This window comes from Nocardia sp. NPDC052566 (genome assembly GCF_044547285.1).
Taxonomy (GTDB): Bacteria; Actinomycetota; Actinomycetes; order Mycobacteriales; family Mycobacteriaceae; genus Nocardia.
Window position 1 is genome coordinate 1,193,547 of sequence record NZ_JBIUAF010000001.1, and the last position, 26,365, is coordinate 1,219,911.

The window sequence follows — 26,365 nt, forward strand, 5'->3', positions numbered from 1 at the left end:
GGCACGGACCACGCGACCGTCATGGAGCTCGATCTGCCGGGCGATCTCCTGTGGAAGGAGTTCGAGCTCCTCCCACGTCATACGGTCGGGGAGGTCGAACCGGCTGGTCGATGTCATGGCGATCCTCCGCGATCGGGTCGATACGGCCTGACCCGACGTTACCGCGGAGCTCGGCCGATGCGGTGCGGCCGCTTGTCATTGCTGCGTCGTCGCATCGTTCGGTACAGCAGCCACAGGGCCAGCGCGACTGGTGACAGGATCGCCGCGAAGAGGATTCCGGCGAACGTTCTGTAGCCGTGCGGATCGAACAGCAAGCCGGTGGCGCTGAGTACTGCCGTGCCGCCGAGCAGCACGATCAACGCGGCGGTGCAGGCAAATGCGCCGAGCACGAGGCCACGGAGCGTTGTCCGCAGGCTGCCTCTGCGGCTGGTGCGATCGGGTGTGTCCATGGTCGACTTCGCGGGGTTGGCCGGTGCCGCTATCGCTGCGGGTCAGGGGTGCAGATGGTCAGGAAGGACTTCTGGTTCTCGCGCCGGACGTCGGATGCGTCCATCCAGCCGCGCGGGCCGAAAAGGTAACTCCCGGAAGGGTGTTGGGCCGATTCGCGCAGGATCTGGGCGACGTCGGCCCTGGCGCCGTATGCCTTCGGGCCGTCGACCGAGAAGTTGAGCGAGCCTGCCGTGGTCCAGTCGTAGTCGGCGGGCAGCGGCTTCTGGATCTGTAGCGGGCCACCGGCGTCCGGAGCGGATTCCTTGGCGGTCCTCAGCAAGTCCATATGCTCCACCAGCACCCCCGGCCGCGGCGCGGTCCACCGCTGTTCCGTGCTTTCCCGCGTGCCGGAGTCGAAGATCAACGTCAGGCCGGTGACGCCATCGCACGGGGTGCCCGTCCAGAGTTTCAAGATGCCGTCGTCGACGCGGAATCCGGCCGCCGGTGGCAGCGACGGCGCGAACTGCGCCTTGGTCTCGCATCCGGCGGTCACCGCCGCCAGCAGCAGGACCGCCCCGATGACCCGCCGCCGCTCAGCGATATCCGCCATCGGAAAGTCCCGCCTCCTCCTCGGTTTTGTTACCGCCGGTGATCTGCTCCCACGCGTAGGAGGCGAGGAAGCCCGCGTGCCCCTTGCGCGCCCATTGCTGGGAGTGGCGTTCCTCGTGGTGCAGCAGTCGGTCGAGGTCCAGATTCCCCTGGTACGGGCCGTCCTTGCCGTCGTACCACGCGTGGCCCGACCTTGCCACCTCTCGAATTTGCTGCGCCGCGTCTTTCGGGTCGTCGATGTTGACCATGAACGTGTCGCCCCAAGTCGTTCCGCCTTTTTGGCTGTACAGGTCCTGGATGAAGTTTCCGCCCAGGCCCATCATCATGCCGTTCGGGGTGGTCGCCAACCGTCCACCGTTGCCGTGCACGAATCCCACATCTTCCCGGTAGCTCCAGGAGTTCGCCTTCTGCCGTTCGGTGATTCGCCGCAGTTCCGCGGATCCGTACGGGGTCGGTGCGAAGTCGGTCTTTTCACCCTCGGTGCCGTAGTCGGTGCCCGCGTTGAGGATGTAGGTCATCCGCACCGCCTTCGCGGCGTCGTTTCCGCTGATGTTGGTCGGCAGCAAGAAGTACGACTTGAAGATCCCGTCGCCGTCCTCGTCCTCGCGGATCTCTTCCAATCCTTCGAGGATCTTGAAGTCCTCGGGCGTGATGTGGTGTTCGGCGGCGATCTGTTTGATCGTGTCGATCGAGACGCCACGGCGCACGGCGTTCTCCAGCCACTGCCGGTAGTAGCCGGACACGGGCGGCCCGGTCAGCAGCCCGGCGTCGCGCAGCGCCTGCTCCATCTCGGCCACTTGGGCGTCGATCTCCCCACCCTTGCGCGCGGCGTCCAGGGTGGTCGCTCCGTGGTCGCTGATCTTACGGTCCTGCGCGAGTTGCATCACCCGGGCGAGGGCGGCGTCGATGGTGGTCGCCGTGGTGAGTATCGCCCTGGTTTCCTGCTCCAACTGCTTCCTGATGATGTCGCGGTACCGCCGGATCTCGGCGCGGTCTTCGGCCTCCATCCGCGACTTCAGTGGGGGATCGGCGGGCTTGCTGTCCACGATCGCGCCGTCGGCCGCGATGCGGAACTGGTAGGCGTCGGCGAGGGAGTCGTTGTTGGTGACCCGGTTCTGCAAGGCCGACACGTCGTCCGACATATCCTGTAGCGCGCGCTCGACGGCGGACAGCTCCGCGATCAGGATCTCGGCGTTGTTTCGCGTATTTCCCAGCGAGCCGCGCGCGCGATCGCTTGCGGGACCGTGCCATTCGGGTAATTTCCTGGCGTCGTCGAGCTCGTCCTGCAACCCGATGAGCGTGTCCCGCCGCCCGCGCAGATTGGTGGCCGATGTATCGAGCGCCCCAGCGTCCCATTTGCGGACGTCGTCGTAGCCGATGGTCATCCGCGGAAAGCCTTTGTCGCCTCGGCCTCATTTTCGGAATACAACGTCGCGGCCGAGCTGACCGTTTCGCTCCACTGGCCGATTTCGCCTGCCCACCCCTTCGCGCGCTCGTTGAACGTCGACGCCAGAGTAGGTGCGCTCTTCGCCGTGGCCCCGCCGGGCAATGCGGTCGCGACCGCAGCCAACCCGGCCCCGGGTTCCGCCGTAAGGGCTTGTCCCGCAGCGGATCCCGCCGCCTTGGCCGCCGCCCGCAACTGGCCGATCTCGACCTCGAACCCGCTCACCGCCCGCGACCTTTATTCCTGGTGCCGATTCCCTGAACGGGATCGAAACGGTACATGTCGAATAAGTTCCGTCGCGGAGTCGAACTGGGCGGCGAGGCTTTGCGCGGGCGAGTTGCCCGCCTGGATCCTGCTGCTGGCATCGAGTATTCCCCCAGAGCGCACTATCAATTGATTCGGGTGGCGCGTAGGCATTGATGCTATCGCCCATCGAGATCCGCCCTGCGCCATGTATTCTAGGGGCTTGCGATAGTCAGGGTTCGCTAAACGTGTTCTGCCGGAAGACTTTCTGTCTGCCGTGCGAGATCTCGCAGCGCCCGAACCGATGCGGCAGCCGGTTTGTTCGCCACTCGCCGGGGGCGCGCGTCCGAGGCGTAGAAGCGGTCCGGCACAGGGTTTCGGCCCTTCTGGTGTCCGGAGGAGGCACGGGCTCGGGGTCGATGGGCCCGGATCGGCGATCGGGCCGTTGGTTGTTCGGCAGGAAAGTCGGTGGCGGTGGGAAATCCCGGCTAATGTAACGCGTTGACTGGCAACGGGCCTCGGTCATCCAGCCCGGTTGTCACCTATTCGTGCAGAAGTCCCCGCGTGAACGATCGGAGAAGTCCGAGACCGAGGGGGTGGTGCGTGGCAACAGCCGCGACGGGGCGGTGAAGGAGGTGGTTGTCGCGACAGCGCAAGCAGGCGTACATGCTTCTCGGTACGAGCAGACCCCACTACAGTCGAAGGTGTGGACCGGTTGCGCCGCGACCTCGCCGATGGGCATGCGGGAAGGAGTGGGTCGCTGCTGTCCGGAGTGTGATCCGAGCACCCGAAATCTCCGGGCTCGAACCGCCGGAAGAAAGGCAACATGCAGTGGATCTTCGTGAAGTTCCGTGCGGGCCCGGACGTTTGCCAGTGCTCGGACACGGTTGGCGGATGTGGCGTGATCCCGTTCAGTTCATGGTGGATCTGGCCAGCATCGGAAAGATAGCACGCGTCGATATCGGCAGCCTCGCCGTCTATGTCATCACCGATTTCGAACTGCTCCACCGGGTGCTGGTGGAGAACTCCGACGCCTTCGAGCGCGGGCTTCTCTTCGAACGCATCCGTCTCGTCTTCGGCGAGTCGCTGATCGTCGCGGATGGTCAGGAACACAAGTATCTTCGCCGTCTGCTGCAACCAGCGTTCCATCGGACAGAGTTGGAAAGCTACGCGGACGTCATGCAGCGCAACGCGGACGCGCTGGCGAGCTCATGGCGGCCGGGCCAGATCGTCGATGTGCGTGCCGCGATGCTGGGGATGGTGATCGCCAACCTCCTCGAGTCCATGTTCTCGCACAGACCCGAGACCGAGGAGATACAACTCATCTCGAGTCTGATCACGGACATCGGCGCGGGCGCCATGGTGGGCAGCGTGCTGCCCAAGCGGTTGACGAACCTGCCGTTGCCGGTGAACCGCAGATTCATCTCGGCGGGAACGCAGCTGCGGGACTACTGCAGGGAGCTGTTCGTCGCGCGCCGGGCCAGCGGTGAGCGCCGGGACGACCTGATCGACATGCTGCTGGATTCGTCGGACGAACACCATGGTGACGAGTACCTGATCGAGCAGGCCATGACGATTCTGTTCGGCGGGATCGACGCCTCGACCGCCACGCTGACCTGGGCTCTGTACGAGCTGTCGCGGCATCCGGAGGTGGCTGCGCAACTGCAGAAAGAGTTCTCCGCCGCAGGGGATCTCAGCCCACGGAGCCTCGACCAGCTGGACTACCTGAACCACTTCCTGAACGAGGTCACGCGGGTCCATTCGGCGCTGCTGCAGACCAGACGCAACATCACCACGGTCGAGCTCGACGGTTTCACATTTCCGGCCGGGACCAATATCGGCTACAGCATCGCGGCTATTCACCGCAACCCGCAGATTTTCACCGATCCGAATACCTTCGATCCCGATCGGTGGTCGAGCGGGTCGAAATGCCGGAGCTTCATTCCGTTCAGCAAGGGCAACCAGATGTGTATCGGCAACAACTATGCCTGGCTGGCGCTGCAAACGACTGTCCACAGCCTGCTGTCGAAGTGGGACTTCCAGCCGGTCGCTACCAAGCGGGTCCCGCGATCCCTGGGGCCGATCCCCGGAATGGAAAGGCTTCCGCTCGAGGTTCGTCCGGCCTCCGTGTAATCGGCTCAGGCCGTGCCTGATTTGGTGAGCGTCGTTCTGCGGTATCCGGACAACCGGCGGATGACGATGGGCAGGACGGCTGCGCCGAGGAACAGGGCGACCGCGACGAGGATGAAGTAGAGCAGCGATCCGTTGCGGCCGAAGCGGGGGAGGAAGGCGACTTCCTGGCCGGTGGCGGCGACGGCGTTGAGGAACGGTGCGTAGGCCTGCAGCGTGTGTCCGTGCGGCAGCAGGTTGATGTTGTTCTCGGCCACATAGATCCAGAACAAGAGGACGGCGATGGCGGCGGACGGAGTGCGAATCAGTGATCCGACCGCGATGCCTATTCCGCATGCGGCGAACGCGTAGCTCGGGACGGTCCAGAGGAACCGGATACCGGCCGAGTCGGTGATGTCGACGGCCCCATAGATGTGGGGGAACTGGTGTGGCAGCGTGACCATGACGATCACGAGCAGAACAGTTGTCGATATCGCCGTGACGGCGCCGTAGTAGATCCACCGGGCCAACGCGACCGTCCAGGCCCGGGGAAACAGGAAGGCGTTCAAATCGCTTGTCTGACCGCGCCATTGAGTGGCGTGGGCGTAAGCGGTGGCGACCATCATCACCGACACGGACAAGGTCATCACCCAGTACACGGAATTGGTGGTGGAGACCGTGGCCACGTAACTCTGCCCGGGAACGGTGGCGAGTCGTTCTGCGACAGCGGCGATTCCGAACGTGATGACCAGCGGCAGTGCGAAGGTGATGGGGACGGCGACGGTCCACAGGAAGCTGCGTCCGGTGGTGCGGGTCCATTCGGCGGCGACGCCGCGGCGGATCAGAGTGGCCGGACCGGGGCTGTTCATGTGCCCACGCCCAATGTGACGTCGGTGGGCAGCCCGGCGATTCGCAGGTAGGCGTCTTCGAGCCTGGTCTCATCGGGACCGAGGGTGTTCATGAGGTGGGCGTAGGACTGGTCGGCCAGCACGCGCCCGTTTCCGAGGACGACGATGTGGTCGGCGTTGCGTTCGACCTCGTCGAGCAGGTGCGTGGCAACCAGGACACAGGTTCCGGCATCGGCGAGATCGCGCAGCAGTGCGCGAATCCAGCGGATGCCCGCGATGTCGAGGCCGTTGAGCGGTTCGTCGAGCAGCAGGGTTCGCGGCTCGGAGAGCAATGCGGCGGCGATACCGACGCGTTGGAGCATGCCGAGCGAATAGTGCCCCAGCCGGCGATCGGCGACCCCGGCGAGGTCGACGAGGTCGAGGACGTCGCCGACCCGGCCGGTGGGTATGCCACGGGCGCGGGCGATCCAGCGCAGGTGCCGCCGCGCGGTGTGGCGCGGGTCGAAGGCTCGGTAGTTGAGGTGCATGCCCAGCGTTGCCGGTGTGGTGTGATGGGCCCGGACGAGGGTGCCGTCGACACGGACGGTGCCGACGGCAGGCGCGATGACGCCACAGATACACCGCAGCAGCGTGGTCTTGCCGGTGCCGTTGAGGCCGATCAGGTAGGTGAGTGTCCCGTCTGCCACCGTCAGTTCGGGGACTTCGAGCACGGTCACGCCCGGGTAGGCCAGGGTGAGGTCACGGATGTCGATCACGCCGCTCGCAGCCGGTCAGAAGTCGCAGGCCAGCGCCAGCCCCACGGCCTTGATGCCCTCGCACACGGAGCTGTTGGACAGCTTCCAGACACCATCGATGCGCTTCCAGACCACGCGCGCGACCAGATCCGGTTGGCCCGCCGATTTGCTGCGGAGCATCGCGGTGTGCACGTTGCCGTCGTGGGTTTCGGGACCGGTGATGTCGTTCGACCCGCGCGGGGCTCGGTACCAGCCGAGGTTGTAGAGGGTCTTCGCCACCACGATCGCTCTCATGCCGCCCTCCATGTTGGCGGCCTTGGCCTCGTCGGAGGAGGGCTGTTCGATGAGCAAGTCGACCTGGTCGTTGAGCTGGTCCAGGGTGGGGACATCGTCGGTGATGAGAAAGTTGTCGGGAACGGCGGAGGCAATAGGGGCATTGGCAATCGAGACGCCGGTCGTGACCATGGTGACCGCTGTGATCGTCGACACGACACCAGCGACAGTTTTGAGGGTCTTCATCTTTCATCCTCTGATCGACTGGGACAGAGCCTGATGCACGCACGAAATGTGCAGGCGGCAAACAACAAATTAGCGAGTTCGAGCGCCTTCGTCGGTGGTTTGCAAATGTTCCTGTCTACTCCGGTTCACGCCGGCGCGTCATGGCTTGCGGCCGATGGCGCCGAGCATGACCATGCGAGTCTCGGGCAGGTCGGGGCGTAGCCACTGCTGCACCGGCACAACACCGGGTTCGAGCAACTCGAACCCGGCCATGAAGGACTCGGTCTGTGCCTTGGACCGGAAGGCGACTTGGGCCGACGAGCCCCGGGTGCCCTCGAGCACCTTGAGTATTTCCGGAGTGGAATCAAGCGAGCCGTGAGTCATCGCCACGTAGCTGCCCGGCGCCAATTGATCGCGGAAGGCGGCCATGATCGCGGCGGGGTGTTCCTCGTCCATCACGTAATGCAGCACCCCGATGAGCGTGATGGCCACCGGCTCGCTGAGGTCTATCAGGGTGCGGTTCTTCAGCTGATCGAGGATGTCGTCGGGACGGCGAATATCGCCGAGAAGTGCGGTGATACCCCGCGGCTTGGCCAGGAGCGCGTCGCAATGGGCGTGCACCACCGGGTCGTAGTCGACGTACACCACCTGCGCCGACGGGTCGATCGCCCGCGCAACCTCGTGCACGTTGGGCGAGGTCGGGATACCCGAGCCGAGATCGATGAACTGGTGGATACCGGCTTCCGCGGCCATCTCGACCGCCTTGCGCATGAAGCCGCGGGCGAACCAGACCAACGTCCGGAGTTCGGGTGCGTCAGAGAGCATTTGGCCGGCCATGTCCTGGTCGACCTCGCGACTGTCTTTCCCGCCCAACAGATAGTCGTACACCCGGGCAGAGTTCAGCTGACCCGGGTTGAACGGTTGTGGCGTTCGGTTGATCTCCGACGCAGGCCCTTCAGTTCCTTCGACCACAGGTTCAACCGTAGCCGATCGGTACCGCAGCCGGGTGCTCCTCCGGAGATCTGTCGCCCGGATGTGGCGGAAAAATTTGTTGCCCGAGCGTCGCGCCGCGCCGCCCGCGCGGACCGGTCCCCGATCCGAGCCATCGGCGAACCATGCTCCGACACAACACGATTCACCGCCCACGGCAGGTCTACCAGCGCTTACTTCGGACTGCCGTCGCTGGCCGGGTCATGACGTGTGCACGGCGGCGTCGGAGAGTGCGTCGCCGCCGGTGTCGGTGCCGGTGTCGAGCCCGGTCGACGACCGGCGGTTCAGAGATCCGTTTCGGCCAAGGCGACCGCGTGTGCCACCGCGGACCGTGCCCGGTCGACGGTCGTATAGCGGCCTAGACCGCACGGGGCCGCGACGTCCAGCACGCCGCCGTAGGCCGATTCCGCCGCCGCCAGCCCCTGTCGTGCCTGCGCGAGCGGCTGCGCCGGATGCGCCAGCCCGGCGATCACCCGCGTGCTGGCAGGCAATTCGAGGCGGGTCAGTGGCGCGTAGTACCGCGGCCGGACCGGCGCCTGTTTGCCATCGCCCATGGGCATGTGGACGAAGTCGAGATGTCTTCCCGCAGGCCAGTATCGCGCTATCGCGTTGGCCAGCGCGACGACCGGTGCCGTCGATCTCGGCGTCACGGCCGGTTTGTCGTCGAGGCTCCCGTAGCACAGGTGCACGCCGAAACGGGCATCGTGGGGCGCCCGTGCGACGAGGCGCGCGATCGCTCGACCCGCCACGGTGGCCGGGCCATGCCGCAGGACCCCGGGAGTCATCGCGCAGAGCAGCGTCTCCGCCGCCAGTTCGAGTTGGAATACGACGTTGTCCCCCAACGCTTCCTGGATGCGGACGATCTCCCTGACGGTGGCGTCGACGATCGGGCGGTAATAGGGGAAGCCGCGGTCACCACCACCGGGTGCGCCTCGCCATCTGAGCATCCGCGCCTCGAAGGCGATGAAACCGATGACGAAGGGCGTCGGTATGCCGACCTGCAAGCGAAGTCCGGGATGGGTTCGGCACATGTCGACCAGTGCGTCCCCGGCGCGCCCGGCCTCCTCCGCATAGCCGAGCGCGGCGTCGACGTCGGCCTCGGCCAGCGATCGGCCTGTTCGAAGCCGGAAGGTGTCGCGGGAACGCAGCGTTGACCAGTCGCCGCTGCGTACGGGCGCCAGCGCCGGGGCCTTGCCGAGCCGGTCGATGATGGGCCTGATGTACCACTTGGCGCGGTAAGGATCCGCTTCACCGCCCGGAACCATGCCGTCCAGGAATTCACCGGCCGTGTCGACGGCGAACGCCATTGCCTTCTCTGGACTGTCCAACTCTGTGGGCAAGCTGCCCACGAAGTGAACCCTGCGCTTCGGCTGCACAGCGTCAGTGTCGCATATCGGCCGTTCCGAGCGGGCCGTCTGGGGCATCCAGGTCGCTGAAGGACGAGAGTCCCACGCGATGAACGATATTCACCGGCTCCAACGCGTTCGTCGCCGTCGGCGCCCCGGTGCCGAAGGTCCGCGAGAACGGGCGAGTGATCGACATCCGCGGTCCTCCGCGAGCCGATTCCGGGCGCGAAAGCCATTGATGGGCTGCCTGATTGATCGAAATATGATTCAAAAATGATGATTTGTCGAAGCTGTAATAACTTTGATCATTTCCGGCTGCGCATCGCGAGTCATCGGAAATACTTTCGGCGTGTCGTGTGGCAACGCGCCGAGTGACTTTTCGAACGTGTAACCGCGTGGCTATGGCGGTAATTGCTTGTCGTCGCAATTTTTGAGCGCTGGCACGGCTGCTGGCATGACCATCGGCAAACTCGAGAAGATCTTGATCATATTCGACTGAGTTTGTAGCGTTTCGCGCACGTTCAATCAGCTGAATTCCCATATGTGCTCGCGGGGGATGCCCTGTGAGCAGCTGCGGATGGCTGAAACGCCCCTACTGGGCGTCATTAGTGTGAAATGCGAGGTCGGCGATGGCTGGACGGGTGATCTACACCGGATACGAGTACCAATATCCTGTCGGCGGGAACCGCCTGCTGACCGAACATGTCGCGCTGCTCGACGCCGCGGGCGTCGAGGCTTACCGCTGGTCGCCGACGCCGGGATTCCGCTACAACTGGTTCGAGGACACGGTGCCCACGCTGTCCGGAGCCGAAATCGACCTCGGCGCAGAGGATCTCGTGGTCGTGCCCGAACTGACCGTATTGCCGGGCCGTGATCCGGCGCCGGGTGGCCGCAAGGTCATCATCGTGCAGGGCCATTTCATGACGTTTCTGACGTGCCCCGATCTCAACCCCTACCCGGGCTGGAGCACCGACCCCGCGCTCTGGACGATCTCACGCAACGGCGTCGAGGTGCTGAGCCGGGCGATCCCGAATCTGCCTGCACCGCAACTGGTGCCGAATCCGATCGACGCCGAGTTGTTCCGGCCCGCGCCGCAACGCACCCGCAGCATTGCCTGGATGTCCCGCAAGCGCCCCTCGGAAAGTGCGCTGCTCAAACAGATTCTGCGCAACGATCCCCGCTGCGCCGGTGTCGAACTGCGCGATATCCGCGGCGTATCGCACGAGCAGGTTGCGGAGATCCTGGCCGGCACCTCGGTATTCATCGCCCTCGGTGCGCCCGAGGGCGAAGGCTTCGGGCTGCCCGTTGCCGAAGCGCTCGCCGCGGGCTGCCTGGTCACCGGATACGGACTCGGCGGTGGTGACGAGCTGTTCGAGGCGCCGTCGGCCTGGCCGGTGCCGGACCTGAAGACCGTGCAGCTCGCCGACCGTGCGCTGGAACTGCTCGATCTGCCCGGCGCGGCACGCATTCGCGAGCAGGGCAGGCAATGGCTGATGGACCGGTACAACGCGACTGTGACCACCGCCGCGTTGCTCGAGGCGGTCGAAGCCGCGCGCGCCATGCCGGGCGCCGCCTGCAGGGCAGTGCACCCGGCGGCGTGGATGGCCGAACTCATGGCCTTCGTCGCACCCTACGCGGCGCCGCTCGAAGCGGCGGGCGCCGAACAGCCGTGAACGACAACGCGTCCCTGGACTCGGATGTCGCCGTCATCGGTATGGCGTGCCGGGTGCCGGGCGCCGACACCGTCGCCGAGCTGTGGCAGGTGCTGATCGACGGCCGGGACACGCTGTCCGCGCCGCCATCCGACCGCGTCGCCGCGCTCGATGCCGCGGTTCGCGCGGGCGTCATGGCGCGCGCGGGTTATCTCGCCGATGTGGCGGGATTCGACGCGTCACTGTTCGGGATGTCTCCCCGTGAGGCGCGCGACGCCGACCCGCAGCAACGGCTGTTGCTCGAATTATGCTGGGAGGCATTCGAAGACGCCGGAATCGTGCCGGGACCCGGATTCGGCACCGGCGTATTCGTCGGCGCCACTTCGGCGGACTACGCCCTACTGGCCGCGCGGGTGGGCACACCGAGCCCGCATACGCTCACCGGGACGAACCGCGGCATCCTCGCCAACCGGCTGTCCCACTACTTCGGATTCGACGGTCCGAGCCTCGTAGTGGATACCGGGCAGTCGTCCGGACTGGTCGCGGTGCACACCGCGTGCGAAAGCCTGCGCGGCGGCGAATCGGACCTGGCGGTCGCCGGTGGCATACACCTCAACCTCACCGGCGATACGGCCGAGGCGCTGGCCAGGCTCGGCGCGCTGTCGGCCGACGGCCGCTGCCATACCTTCGACGCCGCTGCCAACGGTTTCGCCCGCGGTGAGGGCGGCGGTCTGGTGGTGCTGAAACCACTGGCCCGCGCGCTCGCGGACGGCGACCGCGTGCACGCGGTCCTGCGGGGCGGAGCGGTCAACCACGACGGCGCCTGCGACGCGCTCACCGTGCCGAGCGCCCAGGCGCAGGCGCGAGTGCTGCGCGCCGCCTATCGCCGGGCCGCGGTGACGGCCGAGGAGATCGGATACGTCGAACTGCACGGCACCGGAACCCCGGTCGGCGATCCGGTCGAGGCCGCGGCCCTCGGCGAGGTCCACGGTGGCCGCGCCGAACCACTGCCGGTCGGATCGGTGAAAACGAATATCGGGCACCTCGAGGCCGCGGCCGGTGTTATCGGGCTGATCAAAACCGTGCTCGCGCTGGGACATCGGGTATTGCCCGCCAGCCTCAATTTCAGCGAACCCAACCCGGCCATCCGTTTCACGCGGGCACGGCTGCGGGTAGTGCGCGAATGCGAGCCGTGGCCAGGATCCGGCACGGGCCCGGTGCTGGCCGGAGTGTCGTCGTTCGGGATCGGGGGCACCAACGCGCATCTCGTCGTGCAGTCCTGGCCCGCGCCGCAACCGTCGCGGGCGACCGCGACCGGACCGATCGTCTGGCCACTGTCCGGACATACCGACGCGGCGTTGCGGGCACAGGCCGGTCGGCTCGCCGCACATCTGCACTCGGCCGAATCGGACAGTAGCGCAGCGGCATTCGCCGCCGGCGGGCCGATGGAGATCGCCCGATCGCTGGCGGCCCGCAGCCCGCTGTCCCATCGCGCCGCGGTCGTCGGCCGTTCCGGCGCCGAACTGGCCGAGGGGCTGCGCGCGATCGCCGCGGGGACGCCGCACTCGCGGGTGGTCCGGGGGAAGGCGGGGCAGGTGCGGGGCGACGTCGTCTTCGTCTTCCCGGGCCAGGGCACGCAGTGGCCCGGCATGGCGGCCGAATTGCTGCGTACCGCGCCGGTATTCGCCGCGGCGGTCGCGGAATGCGATGCCGCGCTCGCGCCGTGGGTCGACTACTCGGTGACCGAGGTGCTGCGCGGCACGGGCCCGGCGATGGACCGCTCCGACGTGATCCAGCCCGCGCTGTGGACCACGATGGTCGCGCTGGCCGCGCTCTGGCGGGAGCAGGGCATCACCCCGGCCGCCGTGGTGGGTCAATCCCAGGGCGAGATCGCCGCCGCGTGCGTCGCGGGCGCGCTCTCCCTGGCGGACGGCGCGCGGCTCAGCGCGCTGCGTGGCCGGCTCGTGGCGCGGCACCTCGATGGTGGCAGCGGCATGATCTGGGTGGGGCTGCCGGAACACACGGTGCGCGAGCGGCTCGTTCCGTGGGGCGACCGGCTGGCGGTGGCCGTGCTCTCCGGTCCCGAATCCGTCGCCGTCGCAGGCGAACTCGACGCGCTCGACGAGCTGGCCGCCGCCTGGGGGCCGACGACGCGGATACGCAGGGTTGCCCTGGACTACGCGTCGCATTCGGCGCTGGTGGAACCGGTACGCGACGAGCTGATCGCCGCGCTCGCCGCGCTGCGCCCGCGCCCGGCGGCGATTCCGTTCCACTCCACGGTCACCGGCGGACAGCTGACCGGCGCCGAACTGAACGCCGAGTACTGGTATCGCAACCTGCGCGAGCCCGTCCGACTGCACGCGGCCGTGCGCGGGCTGCTCGATGCGGAATACGGGGCTTTCGTCGAGATCAGCCCGCATCCGGTGCTGCTGGCGGGGATCAGGGACTGCGCACTGGCCGAGGACCGTGCGGTGGTGACGGTGCCGACGCTGCGGCGCGGCGAAGCGGGGCCGGACCGGTTGTTCGTCGCGCTGGCCGAACTGTCCACCGGGGGAATGCCGGTGGACTGGACGGCCAGGTACCGGCATGTGGATCGCATTGCGCTTCCGCACTACGCATTTCAACGTCAGAGATATTGGGTGGGCGAGGACGCCGAGCCGCGCGCCGCCGCGCCGGGAGACGATCTCGCCACCGTGGTCCGATACGAAACCGCCGCCGCGCTCGGGTTCGCCGATCCTGCCGAGGTGGATCCCGCGGTGTCCTTTCAGGACCTCGGCTTCGACTCCGCGATGCTGGTGGAGCTGGCCACTCGGCTCGACACCGCGACGAGCGTGCGGCTGAACACCACGGCCCTGTTCGCCCACCCCACCCCGGAACGCCTCGCCACGCACCTCGCCGCCGCCGCGAACCGCGGTGCGGAGGGGCCCACCCCGGCCGCGGAGCCCGCACGGCCCGGAAACGAAACCGCCGCATCGGATTCCGACGACCCCGTGGTGATCGTCGGGATCGGTTGCCGCTTCCCCGGCGGCATCGACTCGCCGGAAACGTTCTGGACGGCACTGGCCGCCGGCGCCGACCTGATCAGCACGGCGCCGGTCGACCGCGGTTGGCACGCGGACGCACTCGGCAACCACGGTGGATTCCTCACCGACGTGGCCGGTTTCGATCCGGGCTTCTTCGGCATCTCCGCGCGCGAGGCGACGGCGATGGATCCGCAGCAGCGACTGCTGCTCGAAACCTCCTGGGAGGCACTCGAATACGCCGGATTCGACCCGACCGGACTGCGCGGCGCCGAAGTCGGCATCTTCTTCGGCGCCACGGCATCGGACTACGGGCACCGCATGCACGAAACCACCCGGGAGACAGCGGGGTACACGCTCACCGGCACGTCGGCGGGCGTGCTGTCCGGGCGGGTCGCCTACGTACTCGGCACCGAGGGTCCCGCGGTGACGGTGGATACGGCGTGCTCGTCGTCGCTGGTCGCGCTGCACCTCGCGGCCCGGTCTCTGCGGTCGGGGGAGTGCGCGACGGCGCTCGCGGGCGGGGCCGCGGTGCTGGCGAATCCGGGCATGTTCGTCGAGTTCACCCGCCAGGGCGGGTTGTCCCCGGACGGGCGCTGCCGCGCCTTCGCCGCGGCGGCCGACGGCACCGGCTGGGCCGAAGGCGCGGGAGTGCTTGTGCTGCAACGCCTTTCCGATGCGCGTGCGCAGGGCCGCGAGGTGCTCGCCGTGCTGCGAGGATCGGCGGTGAATTCCGACGGCGCCTCCAACGGCCTGACCGCGCCGAGTGGTCCCGCGCAGCAGCGGGTGATCCGGCGGGCACTGGCGGACGCGGGACTGCGCGCCTGCGAGGTGGATGCGGTGGAAGCGCACGGCACCGGAACCCGGCTCGGCGACCCGATCGAAGCCGAAGCGCTGCTGGCCGTCTACGGGCCGGATCGGGATGAACCGCTGTGGCTGGGATCGGTGAAATCGAATGTCGGCCATACCCAGGCGGCCGCCGGGGTGGCCGGTGTGATCAAACTCGTGCTCGCGCTGCGGCACCAACTGCTGCCGCGCACGCTGCACGCGGAACAGCCCACCGAAAGCGTCGACTGGTCCCGCGGCGCCGTGCGATTGCTGACCGAACCGGTACCGTGGCCGCCGACCGGACGGCCGCGGCGCGCAGCGGTCTCGTCGTTCGGAATCTCCGGAACCAACGCGCACGTCGTGCTCGAACAGCCACCGCTCCCGACCGCGGAACCCGCGGCGCAGGCGTGGCCGCTGGTGCTGTCGGCGCGTTCGGCCGCCGCGCTCGCCGAGCAGGCGGCCAGGCTGGACGCGCACATCGCCGGACACGGCGCGGGCGGCGTCGCTCGATCGCTGGTGACCACCCGGCCATTGCGCGCGCACCGCGCCGTCGTGCTGACCGAGGACGGGCTGCGCGACCTCGCCGCGCGGCGGCCGTCACCCGATGCCGTCACCGGTGTCGCCGTCGATTCGGGCCGGTCGGTGCTGGTGTTTCCGGGACAGGGCGCCCAGTGGCGCGGAATGGGCCGCGAATTGTGGGCGGCGAATCCGGTATTCGCCGCCCGCATGGCCGACTGTGCCGCGGCGCTCGAACCGCATACCGGATGGTCACTGCGCGACATTGTTTTCGGCGTGCGGGGAGCGCCGGAATTCGATCGGGTCGACGTGGTGCAACCGGTGTCGTTCGCGGTCATGGTTGCCCTTGCGGCGGTGTGGGAATCGGCCGGATTCCGGCCCGATGCGGTTCTCGGACACTCCCAGGGCGAAATCGCCGCCGCCTGCGTGGCCGGTGCGCTGTCGCTCGAGGACGCCGCGCGGGTGGTCGCCCTGCGCAGCCGGATCATCGCCGACGAGCTGGCCGGGCGCGGTGGAATGCTGTCGGTGGCGGTGGCGCCGGAGGAGATCGAACCCGTCGCCGGTGTGGAGCTCGCCGCGGTGAACGGTCCGCGCGCCGTCGTGCTCGCGGGAGATCCGGACACGCTCACCGAACTCGAATCACGGTATCGCGCAAGCGGAATCCGCGTGCGCCGGGTGCCGGTGGATTACGCCTCGCACACCACGCAGGTCGAGCAGGCAGCGGACCGGATCGCCGTGGCTCTCATGGGAATCGTGGCGCGAGCGCCCCGCATCCCCTGGATGTCCACCGTCGACGTGGCCTGGGTGGGCGGCCCGCTCGAGCCGGACTACTGGGTACGGAATCTGCGCAGGCCCGTCCGCTTCGCCGAGGCCGTCGCGCGACTCGCGGAGGCTGGATACGGCCTGTTCGTCGAGTCCAGCGGGCATCCGGTGCTCACCGCGGCCATCGCCGACAGCGCGGGGCGCGACGTCGTCGTCGCGGGCACGCTGCGCCGCGACGACGGCGGTCCCGGACGGATCACCCGGGCGCTGGCCGAAGTGTTCATCGCGGGCGGCCACGTCGACTGGACGGCCGTGCTACCGCCGTCCCGTCCGGTACCGCTGCCGACCTCGGTCTTCGAGCGGCGGCGCTTCTGGCTCGGCGACCCACCGGAGCCCGCCGCCGCGGCACCGGTCGACACCGACCGGACCGACCTGGTCGATCTGGTGTGCCGCGAGGCCGCCCTTGTCCTCGGCGAACGGGATCCGATACCCGCCGGGCGGCCGTTCCGCGACGCCGGTTTCGACTCGCTCACGGCCGTGGACCTGCGCACCCGCCTCGCGCACGACACCGGGGTGACCCTGCCGGTCACCGCGGTCTTCGACCATCCGACCGCGGCCATGCTCGCGGCGCACCTGGCCGAACGGCTCGCGGGCGGCGGCGCCGACGAGGAGATCGCCGCGAACGTCGCGAATACCGAGCCCATCGCGGTGATCGGCATGGCGGTCCGGCTGCCCGGCGGAGTGCGCGGTCCGGCGGAGTTCTGGCAGCTGCTCGAGTCCGGAGCCGACGCGATCACCGGTTTCCCGGCCGACCGCGGCTGGGACCTCGACCGGCTGAGGGCCGGGGCGAGCGCCACCACCGGCGGCGGATTCCTCGACGGCGCAACGGATTTCGATGCCGGGTTCTTCGGCATATCCCCGCGCGAGGCCCTCGCGATGGAACCGCAGCAACGGATTTTCCTCGAGGCCGCCTGGGAGGCGCTCGAGGACGCGCGCATCGACCCCGCGTCGATGCGTGGCAGCGCGACCGGCGTATTCGTCGGCGCGACGCCGCAGTCCTACGGGCCCGACCCGGCCGTGCCCGGACCGGCCGAGGGGTATCTGCTCACCGGGACACTGCCCGCGGTGATCTCCGGTCGCGTCGCCTATGTGCTCGGCACCGAGGGGCCCGCGGTGACGGTGGATACGGCGTGCTCGTCATCGCTGGTGGCGCTGCACCTGGCGGCCCAATCGTTGCGAGCGGGCGAATGCGCGACCGCGGTCGCGGGTGGGGTGACCGTACTGGCCGGACCCGGGATATTCGTCGAATTCTCCCGCCAGGGCGGGCTGTCCGCCGATGGCCGCTGCCGGGCGTTCGGCGCGGACGCCGACGGTACCGGCTGGGCGGAGGGGGCGGGAGTCCTTGTCCTGCAACGGCTGTCGGATGCCACCCGAGCGGGGCGCCGGGTGCTGGCCGTGATCCGCGGATCGGCGGTGAACTCCGACGGCACCTCCAACGGGCTCACCGCGCCCAACGGCAGCTCCCAGCGGCGCGTCATCCGGCAGGCGCTGGCCAACGCCGGTCTGCGACCGTCCGAGGTGGACGCGGTGGAAGCACACGGCACCGGCACTCGACTCGGTGATCCGATCGAGGCCGAAGCGCTGCTGGCGACCTACGGGCAGGACCGCCGGACCCCGCTGTGGCTGGGATCGGTCAAATCGAATGTGGGCCATACGCAGGCCGCGGCGGGTGTCACCGGAGTGATCAAGATGATCCTCGCGCTGCGCAACGGGCTGTTGCCGCGCACACTGCACGCCGAGCGGCGCAGCGAACTCGTCGACTGGTCCGCCGGTGCGATCGAACTGCTGAACGAGGCGGTGCCGTGGCCCGTCGACGGCCACCCGCGCCGCGCGGGCATATCGGCTTTCGGCGTGTCGGGAACCAACGCCCACCTGGTGCTCGAGGAAGCGCCGGCATCGCGGACCGCACCGTTGCCGGATGCCAGGCTCGTCCCGCTCGTGGTGAGCGCCCGCACCGCCCGCGCGCTGAGCGCCCAGACCGCGCGACTGGCCGAACACCTCACGCGAACCGGAACGACACCGGCGGAGATCGCCGGGCCGCTGGTCACCACCCGCACCATCACCTGGGAACACCGTGCCGTCGTACTCGCCGAGACGGTGGACGAGGCGATCGCCGGTCTGCGTGAACCCGCGATCAGCGGCACCGCGACCACCGGCGGCCTCGGCTTCGTCTTCGCGGGTCAGGGTGCGCAGCACGCCGGGATGGGCCGCGAACTGTACGCGGCATTCCCGGTATTCGCGCGCGCATTCGACGCCGCATGCGCCGAACTGGACCGGCAGTTGGCGGGATACGTGCCGCATCCGGTGCGGCAGGCCGTTTTCGAGGGCACGGGACTGAGCGACACGGTGTATGCCCAGGCCGCGTTGTTCGCGGTCGAGGTCGCCACGGTGGAACTCCTGGCATCGCTCGGGGTGGCCCCGCGCGTTGTCGCCGGACACTCCCTCGGCGAGATCGGCGCGGCCCACGTCGCGGGCGTGCTGTCGCTGGCCGACGCCGCCACCCTGGTCGCCGCCCGCGGCAGGCTCATGCAGGAGCTGCCGCCGGGCGGGATGATGACCGCGGTGCCGGTCGCCGAGGATCGAGCGCGCGCGGTTCTGGCGGACGGCGTCGCGATCGCCGCGGTGAACGGCCCGGAGGCCGTCGTGCTGTCCGGCGCCGCCGAGGGCGTCGCCGCGACGATCCGAGCGCTCGGGGTCGACGGGCGGGCGCTGCGGGTGCGCCACGCGTTCCACTCGCCGCTGCTTGATCCCATGCTGGAGCCCTTGCGGGAAGTCCTTGCGGGACTGGAGTTCCGGGCGCCGCGACTACCTCTGGTGTCCGGTGTCACCGGGGCCGTGCTCGACGCGGGCACCGTCCGCGACCCGCAGTACTGGGTGGATCAGGCGCGCCGCACGGTCCGCTTCGCCGATGTCGTGACCGCCATGACCGGGGACGACCGGCGACCGGTCTCGGCCATCGTCGAAGTGGGTCCCGGCGGCACACTGACCGGATTCGCCCGCGGCGTCGCCCCGGGGGTCGAAACCGTCGCGCCGCTGCGCCGCGGGCGGCCCGAGGTGCGCGGGCTGCTCGACGGGCTCGGCCGGTTGTACGTGACAGGGCATCCGGTGCGCTGGACCGAGCTGGTGCCGCCCGCACCAACCGCGGAACTGCCGACGACGGTGTTCGAGCGACGGCGGTTCTGGCTCTCGGCGGGCACCGGTCACCCGGTGGTCGACACCGTCGTGGAGACTCCGGCCACCGGGGGCGTCGTCCTGTCCGGGACGCTGTCCGGGCCGGTGACCTCGGGTGCGCTGGTCGAGCTGGCGCTGCGGGCCGCCGACGAGGCCGGGCAGCCGGGACTGGCCGAACTGTCCGTCGCGATCCTGCCCGCGCCCGGACCGGTGCGGGTCACGGTCCGTGCGGACGACCGCACACTGGTCGTGCACACCCGCGCCGCCGGCGGTTGGCTCGAGGTCGCGACCGGATCGGTCGCCGCCTCCGACGCCGTCCCGGCCCTGTGCACCGGACCGTTCGACGAGCTGAGCGTCGAGGACACGGCGTCCGGATACACCATCCACCCCGCGCTGCTCGACGGCATCGCACCCGGTGAGTCCGCCTATTCCTGGCAGGATGTGCGGCTGCACGCCGTTGACGCGACGGCGGTCCGCATCCGCCGCGTTCCGTGCGACGACGGTTTCCGGCTGACCCTCACCGACGCCGCCGACCGGCCGGTACTGACCGCGGCGCGGGTACGCACCCGGCCAGTCGCCCCGGCCGAGCGGCCCGCACCGGTCCTGTACCGGCGCGTCCACATGCCGAGCCTGCTCGTGCCCGGCACTCAGGTGTCCCCGGTCGGGTTGTCCACGGCGCAGGATGCGCCGTGGTACGTGCTGCGGTCCGAATCAGGCGCGCTCCTGGACCAGGTGGCGGCCGTGCTCACCGCGATGCAACGGTTCCTCGCCGATCCCGGGCGAACGGCCGCGCGTCTGCTGATACTCACGCCGCCGACGGCGCAGGACCCGGTCGCGGCGGCGGTCGGCGGACTCGTCCGCACCGCCATCACGGAGAATCCGGGCCGGATCGTCCTCGCGTCGACCGCCGACGAAGGCCACGCACCGCTGCACGCCGTGCTCGACGCCGCGGTGGACGCGGAGGAGTACGAGCTGATTCTCACCGACGGCGAGGTACTGGTACCGCGGCTGGGCCGGATCGATCCGGGACAGCCGTGGCGTGCCACCGGGACGGTGCTCGTCACCGGCGGCACCGGTGCGCTCGGGTCGCTCGTCGCCCGCCACCTGGTGACCGTCCACGGTGTGCGCAAGCTGGTGCTCGCATCCCGCCGGGCGGCGCTGCGGCCCGGTGGTGCGGCCGAGCGACTCGGCGCGGAGCTGGCCGCGGCCGGTGCGGACGCCACCTTCGTCGCGGTGGATCTGGCCGATCGTGATCAGGTGCGCACCCTCCTGTCGGGCATCGACGACCTGCGGGCCGTCGTGCACACCGCGGGCGTCGTCGACGACGGAGTGATCTCCGCGCTGGACCGCTCGCGGCTCGCCACCGTATTCGGCCCCAAGATCGAGGCGGCCGTGCATCTCGACGAGCTGACCCGCGATCGCGCTCTGGACGCTTTCGTGCTGTTCTCCTCGGTCAGCGGGGTGCTCGGCAGCGCGGGCCAAGCCGCGTACGCCGCCGCCAACGCCGCCATGGACGCGCTGGCCGCGCGCCGTGGAGCCGCGGGATATCCCGCTGTTTCCGTGGCGTGGGGACCTTGGGAGCCGACCGGGGGCATGACCGCGCAGCTGTCGGAGGTGGACAAGCGGCGGCTGGTCCGGCTCGGATTCACCCCGCTGACCGCCGATCGCGGGCTCGGGCTGCTCGACAGCGCGGCGGGCTCGGCGGCACCGGCGGTCGTGGCCGCCGATTTCGATCCCGCCGCGGTGCGCACGGGTTCCGCCGTGCTGCGCGGACCAGGTCGTCCGGTGCGCCGCCGGGCGGCCGTCGCCGAGGTGAACACCGCGGGTCCGTTCGCCGACGTCGATCCGGTGCGCCGCCTCGCCGCGGTGACGGATCTGGTGCGGCGCGAAGCGGCCGCGGTGCTGGGGCTGCCCTCCGCGGGCATCGCCGCCGCGCGGGCGTTCCGTGACGCCGGATTCGATTCGCTGACCGCGATCGAATTGCGCAATCGCCTGTCGGCCGCGACGGGGCTGCCGCTGCCCGCCACCGCGGTCTTCGACCGGCCGAACCCGGACGAACTCGCCGCTCACCTCATCGATCTGGCCACCGGTGCGACGGGTGACCAGATGCCGTGCCGCGCCGCGGTCGCCGACACCGAACCGATCGCCGTTGTCGGCCTGGCCGTGCGCCTGCCCGGCGGGGTGCGCACCCCTGAGGAGTACTGGCGGCTACTCGATGACGGCGTGGACGCCATCTCCGAATTTCCCCGCGATCGTGGCTGGGATGTGGCCGGACTCTACGATCCGCGGCCCGGGACGCCGGGCCGCTCGGTCACCCGTCACGGTGGCTTCCTGCACGATGCCGCGCTGTTCGACGCCGACTTCTTCGGGATCTCGCCGCGCGAGGCGCTGGCGATGGATCCCCAGCAGCGATTACTGCTGGAAACCTCCTGGGAGGCCTTGGAACGCGCCGGTATCGATCCGGCGTCGCTGCGCGGGCACGAACTCGGCGTCTTCGCCGGCGCGTCGGCCCAGCCCTACGGTGTCGGCGGTCCGGCCGACGGGTACCAGCTCACGGGCACGGCGTCCAGCGTGCTGTCCGGGCGGATCGCCTATGTGCTCGGCACGCACGGACCGGCGGTCACGGTGGACACCGCGTGCTCCTCGTCGCTGGTCGCCCTGCATCTCGCGGTGCGGTCGCTGCGCGCGGGGGAATGCTCGACCGCGCTCGCCGCCGCGGTGACCGTACTGTCGACCCCGGACGTATTCGTCGAGTTCTCCCGCCAGCGCGGTCTGGCGCAGGACGGGCGCTGTAAACCGTTCGCCGCGGCCGCCGATGGCACCGCCTGGGCCGAGGGTGTCGGTGTTGTTGTGCTGCAACGCCTTTCGGACGCCGTGGCGCAGGGGCGGGAGATACTCGCGGTGGTGCGCGGCACGGCGGTGAACTCCGACGGTGCGTCCAACGGCCTGACCGCCCCGAACGGCCCGGCCCAGGAACGGGTGATCCGGCAGGCCCTTGCCGACGCCGGTCTGCGTCCCGCCGAGGTGGACGCGGTGGAGGCGCACGGCACCGGCACCCGGCTCGGTGATCCGATCGAGGCCCAGGCGCTGCTGGCGACCTACGGGCAGGATCGCGCGACGCCGCTGTGGCTCGGCTCGGTGAAATCGAATATCGGTCATACCCAGGCCGCCGCCGGGATGGCCGGGTTGATCAAGATGATCCTCGCGCTGCGCAACGGCAGGCTGCCGCGCACCCTGCATGTCGACCGGCCCACCGACCAGGTCGACTGGACGACGGGTGCGGTCCGGCTGGTCACCGAACCGCTGACCTGGCCCGAGGCCGACCGCCCGCGCCGCGCGGCGGTCTCGGCGTTCGGGGTCTCCGGGACCAACGCGCACGTGGTGATCGAGCAGGCGCCGGTCCGCGACCCCGTTACCGGCACCGAGCAGGCGGACACGGAGGTGGTGCCGCTCGTGCTGTCGGGCCGGACCGCGACGGCACTGGCGGCCCAGGCCGCCCGGCTCGTCGAGCACTTCCCGGACAGCGGGCTCCCCGCGGTGGCCCGCGCGCTCGTGACGAGCCGGTCCGCGCGCGAATACCGCGCCGTCGTGCTGGCCGGTGACCGGGACGGCGCGATGGCCGCGCTCCGTGATCTCGCGGCGGGGCGATCGACGCCCGACACGGTGACCGGGACTGCGCGCGATATCGGCCGGTCGGTGCTGGTGTTTCCGGGCCAGGGTGCGCAGTGGGCCGGCATGGGGCGGCAATTGCTGGCGAATCCGGTCTTCGCTGCCAGGATGGCCGACTGCGCCGCCGCACTGGAACCGGTGACCGGGTGGTCGCTGCTCGATCGGCTGGACGACCTGGATCGGGTGGATGTGGTGCAACCCGTGACGTTCGCGGTCATGGTGTCGCTCGCGGCGGTATGGGAATCGTCGGGATTCGTTCCCGATGCGGTCCTCGGGCATTCGCAGGGGGAGATCGCGGCGGCCTGTGTGGCGGGTGCGTTGTCGCTTGCCGACGCGGCACGCGTGGTTGCGGTGCGGAGCAGGGTGATCGCCGAGGAGCTCGCGGGCCGCGGCGGCATGCTCTCGGTTGCCCTCGATCCCGCTGCGCTCGAGCTGCCCGATGGGGTCGAAGTGGCCGTGGTGAACGGTCCCGGCGCGACCGTGCTCGCCGGGGATCCCGCTGCGCTGGAGCTACTGGAGTCCGGCTACCGCGCCCGCGGGGTGCGGGTGCGGCGGCTGCCGGTGGACTACGCCTCGCACAGCGCGCACGTCGACGTGGTCGCCGAGCGGATCGTGGACGATCTGGCGGGGATTTCGGCGGCCGTGCCGGTGATCCCGTGGATGTCGACGGTGGACGTCTCCTGGGTGACCGAACCCGTCGAGCCGGGCTATTGGGTGCGCAACCTGCGCAGGCCGGTCCGGTTCGCCGCCGCCGTCGCCGAACTCCACCGCCTCGGCCACGGGACGTTCGTCGAGGCGGGACCGCATCCGGTGCTCACCGCCGCGATCACCGGAACACTGGACGACGCCGAACCGCTGGTGTGCGGCACCCTGCGCCGCGACGACGGCGGCCGGGCACGACTGCTGCGTTCGCTCGCCGAGCTGTACGTCGGTGGCGGTCGCGTCGACTGGGCCGCGGTACTGCCTCAGGTACCGCAGGCGCCGGTGCCGCCGACGGTGTTCGAACCACGGCATTTCTGGCGACTGCCCGTCCGCACCGGCGGGGCCGGGGTCGGATCGGAGGTCGTGGGACATCCGATACTTGTTGCGGCCCATGAGATTCCGGACGACGGCGGCTGTCTGCTCACCGGTCGGATCTCGGTGACCGATCAGCCATGGCTTGCCGATCACGCAGTGTCGGGCGCCCTGCTGGTGCCCGGGACCGCCCTGGTGGAGTTGGCGCTGCAAGGCGGCCTGCGCACCGGGCGACCGGTGCTGGACGAACTGGTCGTCGAAACACCGCTGGCACTCGGCGCGACCGAGACGCGCGAAGTACAGGTCGTCGTCGGTGCGCTCACTCCGGACGGCGCCCGCCCGGTATCGGTCCACTCACGCGACGGTGGACCGTGGACCCGGCACGCCGCGGGCCGCCTCACCGCCGAGCTGCCGCTGCCGCTGGATGGCGCTGAATGCCCTGGGGAGGCAACGTATCTCGCCGGGCCCGACCTGTACGCCACGGTCGCGGCGGCCGGCTACGAGTACGGGCCGATGTTCCAGGGGGTCCGCTGGGTCCGGCGGCGCGACGACGAATTCTTCGCCGAGGTCGCACTGCCCGACGGCGTCGATCCGGGGAATTTCCTGCTGCATCCCGCCCTGTTCGACGCCTTGCTGCACCCCGCCGCGTTGCGGGTACGGGACACCGCGGAACTGCCGTTCGCATGGCGTGGCGTAACGGTGTGCACGCCGGCGTCCGGTGTGCTGCGCGTTCACCTCACGCCGGGGCCGGACGGGATACGCGTCCACGCCACCGATCGCACGGGCGCGACCGTGTGCGCCGTGCGCGGGCTGGTGAGCCGCCCGGTCGCCGCGGCCGCCGCGGAGGTGTTCGTACTCGACACCGTTGCCTTCCCGGTGCACGAGTCGATACCTGCTTCCGGAGACCCGTTGACCGAACCATGGCGGTTGCTGCGCGCCGAACCCGGCGACGGGACCGATGCCGAGCGGGCTCGTCGCGCCGTCTCGGCCGTCGCGGAGGCGCTGGCCGCCGCGCTGGGTGACGACGCGACCAAGCTCGTCGTGCAGACATCGGATGCGGCGGATCCGGCCGTCGCCGCCGTGCAGGGGCTGGTCCGGTGCGCGCAGGCCGAGCATCCCGGCCGGATCCTGCTCGCCGAAGGCGATATCCCGGCGGCGCGCACCGCCGAGGCGCTGCTGGCCGCCGGTGAGGGGCACGTGGTACTGCGTGACGGCGCCGCACGCGTGCCCCGGCTGGTCCGTGCGACCGGGGGTGCGGAACCGAAACCGTGGCACGGCACCGTCCTCGTCACCGGCGGCACCGGCACGCTGGGTGCGCTCACCGCGCGGCACCTGGTGCGCGAATACGGCGTGCGCGATCTGAAACTGGTATCCCGGCGCGGACCGGCCGCCGCGGGCGCCGAGAACCTGCGCGCCGAGCTGATCGCCGAGGGCGCCGCGGTGCGGGTGCTCGCGGCCGACATCACCGATCCCGCGACACTGCGCGATCTGCTGGCCGACCCACCCGCCGTCGTCGTCCACGCCGCGGGCGCGCTCGCCGACGCCACGGTGGGAAGTATCGGCCCGGACACGGTGGAAACGGTCTTCCGGCCCAAGGCCGACGTCGCGCTGCTGCTCGACGAGTTGACCCGCGGCACCGGCACCACCCTCGTGTTCTACTCCTCCGCCGCCGGTGTGCTCGGCAACCCGGGACAGGGCGCGTACGCGGCGGCCAACGCGTTCCTCGACGCCGTGGCCCGGCGCCGCGCGGCCGCTGGCGCACCCGTATTCGCGCTGGCCTGGGGGTTGTGGGCCGAAGCGAGCGGCCTCACCCGCGGACTGGACGCGGCCGGCACCGGCCGGATGGCCCGTGCGGGCGTCACCGGGATCACCACCGAGCAGGGTTTGCGGATGTTCGACGCGGCGCTGGCCGCCGGTCGGCCGGTCACCGTGCCCGTCGCGGTGGACCGCGCGGCGTTCGATGCCGTCGTCCCCGCGATCTGGCGAGAACTGATCCGGCCGAAACCCGCGCCCGCGGGGCGGGCCGTACTGGACCGGCTCGCCGCGACCGACCCGGACCGGCGGCTCGGAGTGCTGGTCGACCTGGTTCGCCGCGAGGCCGCCGTGGTGCTCAGCCGGAGCGGGACCGGGGGTGTCGGCCCGGCGAAGGCGTTCCGGGATCTCGGATTCGACTCGCTCACCTCGGTCGAATTGCGCAACCGGCTGACCACCGCGATCGGCGTGCGGCTGCCGGTCACGGCCGTCTTCGACCATCCGGACGCGACGGCGCTGGCGCATCGGCTGCACACCGAGCTGTTCCCGGCCCCGCCACCGGACCCGGCGCCGCCCGGCCACACCGACGAACCAACGGCGATCACCGAGATGGACGTCGAGGACCTGATCAGACGAGCACTCGGCGAACAAGCCTGACTGGAGGAGAACCC

Annotated in this window: 13 protein-coding genes; 3 read left to right on the plus strand and 10 right to left on the minus strand. The window is 69.8% G+C overall.

Going from position 1 to position 26,365, the window contains the following annotated elements; genetic code table 11:
• Positions 1-158: 158 nt before the first annotated feature.
• From ACIG5A_RS04860 to ACIG5A_RS04875, 4 genes are read right to left on the minus strand one after another with little or no spacing between them, the layout of a single operon-like run.
• Positions 159-449: a hypothetical protein gene (locus tag ACIG5A_RS04860; protein WP_397237780.1), complete on the minus strand. Its 291-nt coding sequence runs from the start codon at positions 447-449 to the stop codon at positions 159-161.
• Between the two features lie 29 nt (positions 450-478).
• On the minus strand, positions 479-1,039 hold the full coding sequence (locus ACIG5A_RS04865; protein ID WP_397237782.1) for a hypothetical protein: 561 nt from the start codon (positions 1,037-1,039) through the stop codon (positions 479-481).
• Complete coding sequence (locus tag ACIG5A_RS04870) at positions 1,023-2,423, minus strand: hypothetical protein (RefSeq protein WP_397237784.1); 1,401 nt, start codon at positions 2,421-2,423, stop codon at positions 1,023-1,025. The genes ACIG5A_RS04865 and ACIG5A_RS04870 overlap by 17 nt, the downstream gene beginning before the upstream one ends.
• Positions 2,420-2,707 (minus strand): hypothetical protein, encoded by a 288-nt coding sequence (locus tag ACIG5A_RS04875; protein ID WP_397237786.1) that lies wholly within the window; start codon positions 2,705-2,707, stop codon positions 2,420-2,422. The genes ACIG5A_RS04870 and ACIG5A_RS04875 overlap by 4 nt, the downstream gene beginning before the upstream one ends.
• Positions 2,708-3,391: 684 nt before the next feature.
• Between ACIG5A_RS04875 and ACIG5A_RS04880 the strand changes: the two genes are divergently transcribed.
• Positions 3,392-4,858, plus strand: coding sequence for a cytochrome P450 (locus ACIG5A_RS04880; RefSeq protein ID WP_397238810.1), 1,467 nt, complete (start codon positions 3,392-3,394; stop codon positions 4,856-4,858).
• A 5-nt stretch (positions 4,859-4,863) separates the two neighbouring features.
• Here ACIG5A_RS04880 and ACIG5A_RS04885 read toward each other — a convergent pair whose 3' ends face one another.
• From ACIG5A_RS04885 to ACIG5A_RS04910, 6 genes are all read right to left on the minus strand, one after another.
• Positions 4,864-5,703 (minus strand): ABC transporter permease, encoded by an 840-nt coding sequence (locus tag ACIG5A_RS04885; RefSeq protein WP_397237788.1) that lies wholly within the window; start codon positions 5,701-5,703, stop codon positions 4,864-4,866.
• The gene (locus tag ACIG5A_RS04890) at positions 5,700-6,437 is read right to left on the minus strand and encodes an ABC transporter ATP-binding protein (protein WP_397237790.1); all 738 of its coding nucleotides are present in this window, start codon (positions 6,435-6,437) and stop codon (positions 5,700-5,702) included. The genes ACIG5A_RS04885 and ACIG5A_RS04890 overlap by 4 nt, the downstream gene beginning before the upstream one ends.
• Positions 6,438-6,452: 15 nt before the next feature.
• Positions 6,453-6,935 carry a hypothetical protein gene (locus ACIG5A_RS04895; RefSeq protein ID WP_397237792.1) on the minus strand — a complete coding sequence of 161 codons (483 nt, stop codon included), beginning with the start codon at positions 6,933-6,935 and terminating at the stop codon, positions 6,453-6,455.
• A 138-nt stretch (positions 6,936-7,073) separates the two neighbouring features.
• Positions 7,074-7,886, minus strand: coding sequence for an SAM-dependent methyltransferase (locus ACIG5A_RS04900; protein WP_397237794.1), 813 nt, complete (start codon positions 7,884-7,886; stop codon positions 7,074-7,076).
• A gap of 302 nt (positions 7,887-8,188) precedes the next feature.
• Positions 8,189-9,253 carry a hypothetical protein gene (locus tag ACIG5A_RS04905; protein ID WP_397237796.1) on the minus strand — a complete coding sequence of 355 codons (1,065 nt, stop codon included), beginning with the start codon at positions 9,251-9,253 and terminating at the stop codon, positions 8,189-8,191.
• A gap of 31 nt (positions 9,254-9,284) precedes the next feature.
• Entirely contained in the window at positions 9,285-9,791 is a 507-nt protein-coding gene (locus tag ACIG5A_RS04910) for a hypothetical protein (RefSeq protein ID WP_397237798.1), read from the minus strand.
• A gap of 88 nt (positions 9,792-9,879) precedes the next feature.
• On the opposite strand from ACIG5A_RS04910, the gene ACIG5A_RS04915 reads away from it, so the two are divergent.
• On the plus strand, positions 9,880-10,923 hold the full coding sequence (locus ACIG5A_RS04915) for a hypothetical protein (protein WP_397237800.1): 1,044 nt from the start codon (positions 9,880-9,882) through the stop codon (positions 10,921-10,923).
• The gene (locus ACIG5A_RS04920; protein WP_397237802.1) at positions 10,920-26,351 is read left to right on the plus strand and encodes an SDR family NAD(P)-dependent oxidoreductase; all 15,432 of its coding nucleotides are present in this window, start codon (positions 10,920-10,922) and stop codon (positions 26,349-26,351) included. Before ACIG5A_RS04915 ends, ACIG5A_RS04920 begins: the two co-directional genes overlap by 4 nt.
• Positions 26,352-26,365: the final 14 nt, after the last annotated feature.